Genomic DNA, 10,229 nt, shown 5'->3' with positions numbered 1-10,229 from the left:
GCCCGCGCGACGCGCCGCACCGCAGACGAGGAACTGCGGTGTCCGGCTCCGCCGGACCTGAATCCGCGACGCCCCGCGTCGCCACCATCAGATTCGCTTCACCACCGGCCTGAAGGCCAATGCACTGCGAATGAATTCCGGTAGCGGGTGGCGTACATCAGGTGCAGGGCGGCCCAGGCCATGAAGACCCCGCACAGCGCGAGGGCGGCCGCGGCATGTCCGGTGTCGGACTGCCCTCGCAGGAGCAGCAGCACGATGGCGGCCAGTCCGCACAGCGCCACGGCGACGACCACGAGTTCCTCGGTGAGGGGCTGGAAGTCCTCGCGTCGGGCGTTGCCGTGGGTGGCCGTGGCGTCCATCGGCCAGAGCACGAGCCATCCCGCGAGCACGAAGAACAGTTGCGTCGCGGCGATGCCGGCCAAGGCGCCGAGTGCCGGATCGGCCGGCAGTGCGACGGCCAGGCCGACCACGGCTCCGAGGACCACCGCGCCTGCGAGTCGGGGCACCGCGCCCAGGGGCAACCACGTCCTCATGCACCACCACGGTAATCGGGTTGCCGCCGATCAGCCCGGCCGAGGCGGACGTCAGGCGACGAGGGCCCCGAAGCGGGACAGCCCCGAGAAGGCGACGGGCAGGAGCGCCCCGGAGCAAGCGTGCGAGGCCCGGCGCGACCCGGCTCCGCGATCGCTCACCGGACAAGACCGGTCGCTCACGGGACAAGACCAGGGGTATACACCAGACATGCCCATTTTGCGCCGATTCGTCACTGCCGGGTCTCGGCGGGGTCGGCGGCCCGCGCTCGCCGGAGCACGGCACGCGCTCTCGCCGCGCGGCGCGCTGAAGCTGCACGAGGTGGACGGAGCGTTTCTGTTCGCCCTGCGGGCGGCTCTGGCCATGGGACTGGTGGCGGTGCCGATGGCGCTGTCCGGCCGTCCCGACCTCGCGGTCTACGCCATGCTGGGCTCCCTCACCACGACGTTCGGCCGGAATCTGCCCTACGCGCGCCGCGCCCGCGTCCTGGCGGTCGCGGCCGTGGCCATGACGGCGCTGGTGGGCTGTGGCGCCGTCCTCGCCGTGTGGGCACCAGGGGCGACGGGTGGAGCCGGCGTCGCCGTGGTGGTCGCGGCCACGGCCCTGGTCGCGGGCGTGTCGAAGTTCGTCTGCGACGCGGCACGGCTGAGCGGGCTGGGTGCCGTGCTGCTGCTGTTCTCGTTCGCGGTGGCGGCCAACAACACGACGACACGGGCCGACGTGCTCCCGTACACAGCTCTCGCGGCGGCGGGAGCGGCGCTGGCCTGGCTGCTGGGCGTACTGGGGCGATTCGTGCATCCGGACCGGCCGCAGCGCGTGGCCGTGGCCACCGCGCTGCGCAAACTCGCCGACCTGCTGGAGGCCTCGGGCATCGGGGACGCGCCCCGGCAGACCCGGCCCGGGCGACCGTCGCCGTCCTCCACGCCTACCAGTGCCTCGGAGTCGCGCCGCCCGCCGGCGTCCCGCGGGCCACAGCCGGGTGCGACACCGTCTTCGTACGGCTCGCCGATCTGTCCTGGACGCTGCTGATCGACTCGGCCCGTCGCCGCACCGCCGACCCGGCCGCCACGGCGCAACTGCTGCGCGGACAGGCGCGCGTGCTCACCGATCGGCGACTCCGGAATCCCTTCGTGCTGGAGGGACTGGCGTCCCGCACCGGTGTGTCCGCGGCCGTCCCCGGCCGGGTCGAGGACGCGGAGGGCCCGGCCACCGCGGGCCCGGCGCGCGAGAGCCCGGCCGCGCGGCGGGCCACCGAGCTGCTGATGGGGGCGCGTGGCGGCAATGACCACTACGCCGTCCTGGCCGTGCCCGCCCTGCGGATGGCGCTCGGGACCGGTGTGGCCGGCGGGGTAGCCGCCCTGCTCGGTCTCGAGCGGGGCTACTGGGCGGCGATCTCCGCGGCGGCGGTGCTGCATTCGGTCAACCTCCGCACCACGGCACAGCGGGCCGCCCAGCGGATCCTGGGCACCGTCGTCGGGCTGCTGCTCGCGTTCGGGGCTCTCGCGGCGCACCTGGAACCCGTGGCGCTCACGCTGCTGATCGTGCTCCTGGAGTTCCTGCTGGAGTACGTCGTGGCCCGCAACTACGCCCTGGGCGTCGTGTTCCTCACGCCGCTGGCCCTGCTGATGAGCGACCTGGCGGCCCCCGCGCCGCCGGGGGAGCTGGTCCTCGACCGGGTACTGGGCAGCGTGGTGGGGATCGTCGTGGCGCTGCTGTGTGCGCTCCTCGTGGTCCACGACCGTGCCGCGGTCCGGGTGGAGCGCGCACTGGAGGGGTGCGGGGAAGCCACCGATCGGGCCGAACACGCGCTGGCGCGCCGCGCCGGGCCGCCGCCCGCGTTCGTCTAGGTCCGGCTGGCGATGGCGGTCGTGGAACTGCGCGAGGCCGACGACGCGGCGGCCGGTGAGCTGTGGCCGGCCGGGATCGACCCGGCCGAGCTCGCCGCGGCCGAGCAACGCGCCTACTCGTTGCTCGCCCGGTTGCACCGCCATCAGTTCTGAGGCGCCGGTGTGCCGCGCCACCGGGACGGCGGCTGCCTGCGGTCCGCTGCACGACGAGCTAGCGTGATGCGATGCGTCATGAAGTGACCGACGCCGACACGGCGGCGACGGTGGGCAGCGGGGACGTGCCCGTGCTGTCCACCCCACGGCTGGTCGCCTGGATGGAAGCGGCGACGATACGGGCCGCCGCGCCGTTCACCGCGCCGGGTCAGACGACCGTCGGCACGGCGCTCCGTATCGAGCACCTGCGCGCGACGCGGGTCGGAGGGTGCGTGGATGTCTTCGCCGATCCTCCCGCCGCCACCGGCCGTCGCCTCACGTTCCGGGTCCGGGCGGTCGACGGTTCGGGGACGCTGGTCGCGTCGGGCGAGATCGATCGGGCGGTCGTCGACCGGGAGCGGTTCCTCGCCGCGGCACCGGATCCCGGCCGGTCCCGCGGGGCGAGGTGACGGCCGGGTACAGACGCTGTCGGCGGGGAGGGCCGCGCCGCGAACAGCACGGCCAGGTACTCGATGGACTCACGACGTGACGGCTTGTCAGCGCCTCAGTCGAGCAGGATCTCCGGTGCGTACATGTCCAGCCACACGGCGAGATCGAGGGTCCGCTCCAGACCGCGCCGGGCCGCCTGGTGACCGACGGGTGTGTCCCGGTGTGCCGCCTGCTTCACCCGTTCCTCGTCGACGAGGTCGAAGACCGGGTGGGACGGCCGGGTCAGCAGCTCGCGGGCCTGTTCCTGGAGTGCGGCCGCGTAGGCGGGGTCCTGTGTGGACGGGTAGGGGCTCTTGACGCGGTCGTACACCGACGTGGGGATGACGTCCGCGGTCGCCTCCCTCAGCAGGCTCTTCTCCCGGCCGTCGAAGGACTTGAGCGCCCACGGCGTGTTGTAGACGTACTCCACGAGCCGGTGGTCGCAGAACGGCACCCGCACCTCCAGGCCGACGGCCATGCTCATGCGGTCCTTGCGGTCGAGGAGGATCCGCACGAAACGCGTCAGATGGAGGTGGCAGATGCGCCGCATCCGGTACTCGAAGTCGCTCTCGCCCTCCAGGCGGCGGATGCCGGACACGGCGGAGCGATATCCGTCGGCGACATAGGACTCGATGTCCAGGGCCTTGGTCAGGTCGGGCCGCAGGACGTCGGCGTCGTCCCCGAAGTGCCGGCCGAACCTCACCAGCCAGGGGAAGGCGTCGGCGCGCCGCGCCTCCTCGTCGAAGAACTGGAGGTAGCCGCCGAAGACCTCGTCGGCGGACTCGCCGGACAGGGCGACCGTGGAGTGCGCGCGGATGGCCCGGAACAGCAGGTAGAGGGAGGCGTCCATGTCGCCGAAGCCGACGGGCAGATCGCGGGCTCCGATCACCTTGGCGCGGACCGCGGGATCGGCGAGGGCCTGCGTGTCGAGCACGATGTCCTGGTGATCGGTGCCCGCGGTACGGGCCACGTCGTGGACGTACGGCGTGTCCGGGGTTCCGCGCAGTTCGTCGGCGACGAAGTTCTCGGCCTGGCCCACGAAGTCGACGGCGAAGCTGCGTACGCGTTCGCCGCCGGCACGGAGTTGCCGTGCGGCGATGGCCGTCATCGCGGAGGAGTCGAGACCTCCGGAGAGCAGGGTGCAGCGCGGCACGTCGGCGACGAGCTGCCGGCGCACGATGTCGTCGAGCAGCGAGCGGACCGTGGCGATGGTGGTGTCCCGGTCGTCGGCGTGCTCGCGGGTCTCCAGCCGCCAGTAGGCACGGCTGCGCGGACCGGAGCGGTCGACGGTGACGACGGTGCCCGGCTCGACCTCGCGCATGCCGTCCCAGACCGCGTGTCCGGGCGTCTTGATCATGGTGAACAGTTCGCGCAAACCGTCCAGCGTCACCCGGGCGGGGGCCAGGGGGTTGGCGAGGATCGCCTTCGGTTCGGAGCCGAACAGGACCCCGTCCGACGTCGGGTAGTAGTAGAAGGGCTTGATGCCCATACGGTCGCGGATCATCACGAGCTTGTCGTGACGGCCGTCCCAGACGGCGAAGGCGTACATGCCGTTGAGCCGCTCGGGCAGGGCCTCGCCCCAGGCGAGGTAGCCGCGCAGGACGACCTCCGTGTCGGAATCGGTGGTGAAACGGTGCCCCTGCGCCTCCAGCTCGCCGCGCAGTTCGGTGAAGTTGTAGGTCTCGCCCGAGTAGACCATCGCGACCGTGCCCTGCGGGGTGGCCGCGGTCATCGGCTGGCGGCCGCCGGGCAGGTCGATGATCGCGAGCCGACGGTGCCCGAGCGCCGCCGGTCCCTCGGCCCAGACACCGCGGTCGTCCGGGCCGCGGCAGGCCATCGTTTCCGTCATTGCATCCAATTCCGCGGTCCGGTTCCGCAGATCACGGTCGAAGGACACCCAGCCGGTGATGCCGCACATGTGCGTCGTCCCTTCTCACGGTGACGGCGGAAGAGACCACGACCTGCGGAATTCCTCGGGCCCGTGGCAGCACGCCGCCAAACCGGTTGCATCAGGCATCTACATTCCAGCCTGTTCCTGGGACCGTGCGCAGTCAACGCGGCCGTACCCCGAACGACCGAGCCCGCCTCGCACTTTCAGCCGCCCTTTGCACTCGCGAGAACCGACGGGCCGTACGGCGCCCGGTGATCGCGGCGGATCTCGGCCACGGGCAAAGAGTTCCCCAATCTTCCGCTTCCGCTCGCGGACGCCATCGGGACCACGTCGGCGGCTCGCCTCGCACGCCGTGGCGGACGACGCTTCCCGCGCGGCCCCGGGCAGGCCTCAGGTGCCGTGCCCGGCGGCTGCCTCAAGCGCCGTCGCGGACGGCGGCGAACAGCCGGGCGCAGCGTGCGCTCATGTCCCGCGCCGAGAGTTCGGGGTGGGAGACCCACCAGCCGACCAGCGCGCCGACCGTGCCCGTCCACACGTGTTTGAGGGCGTCCGCGTCGAGGGGGTCGTCGTTGCCCTTGCCCCGCAGGAGCGCGGCGGTGCCGGAGGCGGCCAGCGCGTCGATGGCCTCGCGATGCCGCTGCGCCGCGCGCCACGGCTCGGAGCCGTGCGGCAGGGTGCGGTCGTACAGCACGAACCAGGCCTGACGCCGCTCCTCGATGGTCCGGAAGACCGCGGTGAGCACCGCGTGGGGCAGCTGATCCTCCGGCGGGTCCGACGCCATGGCCCCGTCGATCGCCGCGAGCAGACGTGGGCCGAGGTGGTCGACGCAGGCGGCGTGGAGTCCGTCCTTGGAGCCGAAGTACGTGTAGAGCATCGGCTTGGTGACACCGACGCGCCGGGCGATCTCGGCCATCGACGCCGCGGCGTATCCGCGTCTGCCGAACTCCTCCAGGGCCGCGTCGAGGATCTGCTCCTCCCGGCGAGCGCGCGGGACACCCTTGGTCCCGGTGCCGCGCGGGCGGTCCCGCTCCGCCCCGGAATCGCGTCCGGCCGGATCCCGCGCGTCCGAGGCCCTTGTCGTCGTCATGCGCAGACTATACGTTGCGGTAACTTACCAAGAGGTAAATTACCGAGAGGTCAATTCTCGTGTCCGACAGCCCCGCCCGCAGCACGTCCTCCCCGGCCCAGCGCTCCTGGTGGGGCTGGGGGACCGCCGACAAGGCCCTGCCCGACACCGACTGCACGGCACTCGCGGCGCTGGTCCCCGGCGCGGCGGACACCCCGCTGCCCGTGCCCGCGATCTCCGCCCTCGCCCTGCCGAAGGTGCGGGTCGAGCCGCCCCCGGCACTCGCCCCCTTGATGTCGGCCGCGCCCCTCGACCGGGCCTCACACACCTACGGCAAGGCGTTCCGCGACGTGATGCGCGCCCTCCACGGCGACCTCGCGGCGGCCCCGGACCAGGTCGCCCGTCCCCGTACGGAACAAGAAGTGATCGACGTCCTCGACTGGGCGGCGGGCGCCGATGCGGCCGTCGTGCCGTACGGCGCGGGCAGTTCCGTCGTCGGCGGTGTCGAATACCGGGCCGGGCTGCACCGCGCAGTGGTCTCCCTCGACCTCTCCCGCCTGGATCGAGTCCTGGAGATCGACCGCGTCAGCAGGTCCGCCCGGATCCAGGCCGGCGCCCTGGGCCCGGCCCTGGAGTCACAGTTGCGACCGCACGGACTGACCCTGCGCCACTTCCCGCAGAGCTTCGAGTTCTCCACCCTGGGCGGCTGGCTCGCCACCCGGGCCGGCGGCCACTACGCCACGCTGTACACCCACATCGACGACCTCGTGGAGTCTCTCCGCGTGGTGACGCCCGTCGGGGTCAACGAGTCGCTGCGACTGCCCGGTTCGGGCGCGGGCCCCTCCCCCGACCGTCTGTTCCTCGGCTCCGAGGGGACCCTCGGAGTGATCACCGAGGCCTGGATGCGACTCCAGGACCGACCGCGCCACAAGGCTTCGGCCACCGTGCTGTTCGACGACGTCCATGCCGCGATGGACGCCGTACGCGCCGTCGCGCAGTCAGGCCTGAACCCGGCCAACTGCCGGCTGCTCGACCCCGGAGAGGCGACCCTGGCGGGCGTCGCGCACGACGGGGAGAGCGTGCTCGTCCTCGGCGTGGAATCGGCCCACGCCCCCGTCGACGGTCGTCTCGCCGAACTCGTCACCCTCGCCCGCGATCACGGCGGCAGCGCGGCGGCCACGGAGCCCGGGTCCGGTGACACCGCGGCGGACACCTGGCGCTCGGCCTTCCTCACCATGCCGTACCTGCGTGATGCGCTCGCCCGCATGAGCGTGATCTCCGAGACCTTCGAGACGTCCTGCACCTGGGACCGCACGCGAGAGCTGTACGAGGCGGTGCGCGAGCGACTGGCCGATGTCGTCAAGGAGGTGACGGGCACGGCGGGCACCGTCAACTGCCGGTTCACCCACGTGTATCCGGACGGGGCCGCGCCGTACTTCACGGTCATCGCGCCCGGGCGTCGCGGGGACGAGGTCGCCATGTGGGACGAGATCAAAGCCGCGTCGATGCAGATCCTCCACGACCACGGGGCGACCGTCACCCACCACCACGCCGTCGGACGCGACCACCGCCCGGGATACGACCGCCAGCGCCCGGAGCCGTTCGCCCTGGCCCTGCGCGCCGCGAAGGGGGCACTCGATCCGGCCGGGATCCTGAACCCGGGCGTGCTGCTCGGCCCGGCCGCCACGGGATGACACCGGCAGCCGGGGCCCGGGCCGCACGCGAACGGTGCACCGGCCCGGCCGCGCGCCGGGTTCCCACCCGGAGCGGCGGCCCGGACCGCCCTCCCCTCCCGTGGTCGCCGGCGCACGGTACGGGCTTCGGCTTTAGACCAGACGACTGGTTCACCCGCGCGCCAGGATGAACGGTGGGGCCGCGCACCGCGCGACAGCGCTGCCCGGCCGTCCGCGACCACTAGCGTCACTCTTTGTGTCGATGAGTCATGCATTCGTGAACCTGAAACCCGGAGTGGGAAAGACGACCAGCGCGGTCTGGTTGGCTCACGCGCTTCACGAGTCGGGCATCTCACCGTTGCTCGTGGACAGCGACCCCGCCTCCTCCGCCCTGCGCTGGAGCGAACTGGCGGGCGGCTTCCCCTTCCCCGTGGTCGCCCTTCCGGTGGGCGACGTGCACCGGCGTGTGAACGACTTCCTCGGAAACCGGCAGGCTGTCGTGTTCGACGCGCCGCAGATGGAGGATCACGCCCACATCACCCGGAGCATCATGAGGTACGCGGGCGAATGGATCGTGCCGGTGACACCGGCCCCGATCGAACTGGACCGCATGGCACCGATCGGCGGCGAGATGGGCGACATGCAGTCGTTGCGCGCCCATCCGGCCCGCGCCGCCGTCCTGCTGAACCGCACCAATCGTCCCGACGCCACGCGCACCGGCCCCGACGCCGACGCGCGCGAGGCGCTCACCGAGCGCGGCTTCGACGTGCTGTCCACCCACATTCCACGGCTCGACCTCTACGCCCAGTCGTTCGGCGGCCCCGTCGAGGTCAAGGGCTCGGCGTACATGGATCTCGCCGACGAGCTCATCAAACGTCAGGACAAGGCATGAACCAGCGCAGGGACACCTACCGAGCCGCCTTGCAACGCGGACCGGAGGTCATCGCACCGCCCCGGCACACGAAGGTCACCGAGTTCCGCACCCGGTACGTCCGGGTGACCATCGAGCTCGATCCCGACCTGCCCCGGGACCTCACCCGGTGGGTGAGACCGCCCGTCGCCGCGCTCCTGCGCGCCGGAGCCGCCGCACTGCGCCCCCTGAGCAGCACCCCGTAGGCCTGCGGCACGCGGGGCACCCCACGCCGACTTGCACCGTTCCACCCAGGATGCTGTGTGGTCGTCGGGCGACTAGCATCAAAGGACGAGAGCCGCTCTGCGGGTTAGGCCGAACGACGTAGTCCTTGGTCGCCAGGGACCGCCTGACCTGCGTCCCGTACTCGGGCGGCACCATCCACAGCGGCGCCGGACCCCTCGCCCGGCCGCCGCGGCCATCCGTCCCGTGCCTGGATCCGCACGTTGGGTGGGAAGGAAGGTAAGTCCATGAATGCACACCGCGCGAGGCGCCTGGCCGCGATGTCCGCCGCCGGAGTTCTGCTGGCCGGCGGTGCCGCAGTCGGCGCAGCTGGTACGGCCTCGGCCGCGACCCCGGCCCAGAGTGTGACCAACGTCAGCAACTACTGCGGACACGGTGGCTGGTGGAACCGCTGCGACAACGGCTACGGCTACGGCGGCTACAACAACTTCTACAACACCGGCTACGGCTACAACAACGGTTGGTACGGCTACAACAACGGTTGGTACAACGGCTACAACAACGGTTTCGGCAACGGCGTCGTAGTGATCGTGGTCCCCTGAGAGCGACACCGCAGCACAGGAGCGAGGGGCGCCACCCGGGAGTCGAGTGGCGCCCCTCGCTCCTGTGCTGCGCTCGAGGCGAGCTCAGACCGTCAGCCGTCCGAGTGAGCGGCCGGGCTCATCCGCAGGCCGGGCGGTCGAGAAGGGCCGTGGCCTGCCGGCCGACCACCCCCCATGCGGCGCTGTCGAGCTCGCCGAGGGCCGTGCCGCGCAGCTCGCTCAGCGCCCGCTCGGTGCCGCCGTCACACTCCGTGCTGCCGCTGAGCACGTCGTAGCCGTGGCGGACGGCGACATGGAGGCTGGTGCCCGCGCCCCCGTCGGCGTGCAGCGCCGCGGCGACGACGAGGGGCGGCGGACCGCCCGCGTCTGCCTGCGCCTTGTGACTGGAGCTGGCGACCGGCTCGCGCCAGCGCAGGCCGAGCAGCAGCGGACGCTTGGCCACCACCTCGCTCAGATCGGTCTCGTGCACGCCGTCGGATTCCAGCACCGTGGCACGGGCGTCCAGCACCAGGGCCGCAGGCAGCAGACAGCGCAGGCTGCTGCCGACGAGGTTGCCGCCGACCGTCGCCGTCCTGCGCACGGCCCCGGTGCCGACCGTCGCGGCGGCCAGACGCAGCGCGTCCGGTACCCGGTCGTCGATCCGGTTCAGCACCACGGCACTGCCCAGCTCCTCGCGCCCGACGGCATTGGCCGTGGGCAGGTCCCGCAGCGACATGGCCTGCGCGGGGAAGCCGTCCCGCTGCCAGGTGGCCCATATCAGCGTCGCCCCGCCGATCGGGACCGCCCCTTCGGCCAGGCACTCCTGCGCTTCGGAGAGGGACGTGGGGAATCGCACCAGCACCGCAACCGACCTGCCTTCCTGGAAGTTGAGCGACGGGCAGGCGGCGTATCGGCAGCCTTTCCGT

General features: G+C 72.2%; 11 protein-coding genes and 1 pseudogene. 8 read left to right on the top strand and 4 right to left on the bottom strand.

All coding sequences use genetic code 11. From position 1 onward, the window contains the following. Nucleotides 1–140: 140 nt before the first annotated feature. Nucleotides 141–533, bottom strand: a pseudogene (locus ACZ4IF_RS43950) (DUF1345 domain-containing protein); the annotation flags it as partial. Nucleotides 534–741: 208 nt separating this feature from the next. Between ACZ4IF_RS43950 and ACZ4IF_RS43945 the strand changes: the two are divergent. From ACZ4IF_RS43945 to ACZ4IF_RS43930, 4 genes are all read left to right on the top strand, one after another. Then, entirely contained in the window at nucleotides 742–1,560 is an 819-nt protein-coding gene (locus tag ACZ4IF_RS43945; RefSeq protein WP_467574756.1) for a hypothetical protein, read from the top strand. Nucleotides 1,561–1,661: 101 nt separating this feature from the next. Beyond that, entirely contained in the window at nucleotides 1,662–2,378 is a 717-nt protein-coding gene (locus ACZ4IF_RS43940; protein WP_467574753.1) for an FUSC family protein, read from the top strand. Between the two features lie 12 nt (nucleotides 2,379–2,390). After that, nucleotides 2,391–2,531 (top strand): hypothetical protein, encoded by a 141-nt coding sequence (locus tag ACZ4IF_RS43935; protein WP_467574751.1) that lies wholly within the window; start codon nucleotides 2,391–2,393, stop codon nucleotides 2,529–2,531. 71 nt (nucleotides 2,532–2,602) lie between these two features. Further along, a complete protein-coding gene (locus tag ACZ4IF_RS43930) occupies nucleotides 2,603–2,980 on the top strand; it encodes a thioesterase family protein (protein WP_467574748.1) in 378 nt (125 codons plus the stop codon). A 95-nt stretch (nucleotides 2,981–3,075) separates the two neighbouring features. Here the strand turns inward: ACZ4IF_RS43930 and asnB are convergent, their stop codons facing one another. Next, nucleotides 3,076–4,917: an asparagine synthase (glutamine-hydrolyzing) gene (asnB, locus tag ACZ4IF_RS43925; protein WP_467574745.1), complete on the bottom strand. Its 1,842-nt coding sequence runs from the start codon at nucleotides 4,915–4,917 to the stop codon at nucleotides 3,076–3,078. A 388-nt stretch (nucleotides 4,918–5,305) separates the two neighbouring features. Next, entirely contained in the window at nucleotides 5,306–5,977 is a 672-nt protein-coding gene (locus ACZ4IF_RS43920; RefSeq protein WP_467574743.1) for a TetR/AcrR family transcriptional regulator, read from the bottom strand. Nucleotides 5,978–6,036: 59 nt separating this feature from the next. Between ACZ4IF_RS43920 and ACZ4IF_RS43915 the strand changes: the two genes are divergently transcribed. The 4 genes from ACZ4IF_RS43915 (at nucleotide 6,037) to ACZ4IF_RS43900 (ending at nucleotide 9,324) form a co-directional block, all read left to right on the top strand. Beyond that, complete coding sequence (locus tag ACZ4IF_RS43915) at nucleotides 6,037–7,650, top strand: FAD-binding oxidoreductase (RefSeq protein ID WP_467574740.1); 1,614 nt, start codon at nucleotides 6,037–6,039, stop codon at nucleotides 7,648–7,650. Between the two features lie 241 nt (nucleotides 7,651–7,891). Continuing rightward, nucleotides 7,892–8,521, top strand: a complete 630-nt coding sequence (locus tag ACZ4IF_RS43910) for a ParA family protein (protein ID WP_359493267.1) — start codon at nucleotides 7,892–7,894, stop codon at nucleotides 8,519–8,521. Then, nucleotides 8,518–8,745, top strand: a complete 228-nt coding sequence (locus tag ACZ4IF_RS43905) for a hypothetical protein (RefSeq protein ID WP_359493270.1) — start codon at nucleotides 8,518–8,520, stop codon at nucleotides 8,743–8,745. The genes ACZ4IF_RS43910 and ACZ4IF_RS43905 overlap by 4 nt, the downstream gene beginning before the upstream one ends. Nucleotides 8,746–9,009: 264 nt before the next feature. After that, nucleotides 9,010–9,324, top strand: coding sequence for a hypothetical protein (locus ACZ4IF_RS43900; protein WP_467574737.1), 315 nt, complete (start codon nucleotides 9,010–9,012; stop codon nucleotides 9,322–9,324). 118 nt (nucleotides 9,325–9,442) lie between these two features. Here the strand turns inward: ACZ4IF_RS43900 and ACZ4IF_RS43895 are convergent, their stop codons facing one another. Then, nucleotides 9,443–10,165 (bottom strand): FAD binding domain-containing protein, encoded by a 723-nt coding sequence (locus ACZ4IF_RS43895; RefSeq protein WP_467574734.1) that lies wholly within the window; start codon nucleotides 10,163–10,165, stop codon nucleotides 9,443–9,445. Nucleotides 10,166–10,229: the final 64 nt, after the last annotated feature.

The organism is Streptomyces sp. NPDC025784 (assembly GCF_055558435.1).
Note: the sequence above shows the minus strand (reverse complement) of the source record. Positions and strands in the feature narration are given on the sequence as shown.

What these genes read in the sequence shown, in the direction of transcription:
- ACZ4IF_RS43945 (WP_467574756.1), top strand. Translation starts at nt 742, where the DNA reads ATGCCCATTTTGCGCCGATTCGTCACTGCCGGGTCTCGGCGGGGTCGG.
- ACZ4IF_RS43935 (WP_467574751.1), top strand. Translation starts at nt 2,391, where the DNA reads ATGGCGGTCGTGGAACTGCGCGAGGCCGACGACGCGGCGGCCGGTGAG.
- ACZ4IF_RS43930 (WP_467574748.1), top strand. Translation starts at nt 2,603, where the DNA reads ATGCGTCATGAAGTGACCGACGCCGACACGGCGGCGACGGTGGGCAGC.
- asnB (WP_467574745.1), bottom strand. Translation starts at nt 4,917, where the DNA reads ATGTGCGGCATCACCGGCTGGGTGTCCTTCGACCGTGATCTGCGGAAC.
- ACZ4IF_RS43920 (WP_467574743.1), bottom strand. Translation starts at nt 5,977, where the DNA reads ATGACGACGACAAGGGCCTCGGACGCGCGGGATCCGGCCGGACGCGAT.
- ACZ4IF_RS43910 (WP_359493267.1), top strand. Translation starts at nt 7,892, where the DNA reads ATGAGTCATGCATTCGTGAACCTGAAACCCGGAGTGGGAAAGACGACC.
- ACZ4IF_RS43905 (WP_359493270.1), top strand. Translation starts at nt 8,518, where the DNA reads ATGAACCAGCGCAGGGACACCTACCGAGCCGCCTTGCAACGCGGACCG.
- ACZ4IF_RS43900 (WP_467574737.1), top strand. Translation starts at nt 9,010, where the DNA reads ATGAATGCACACCGCGCGAGGCGCCTGGCCGCGATGTCCGCCGCCGGA.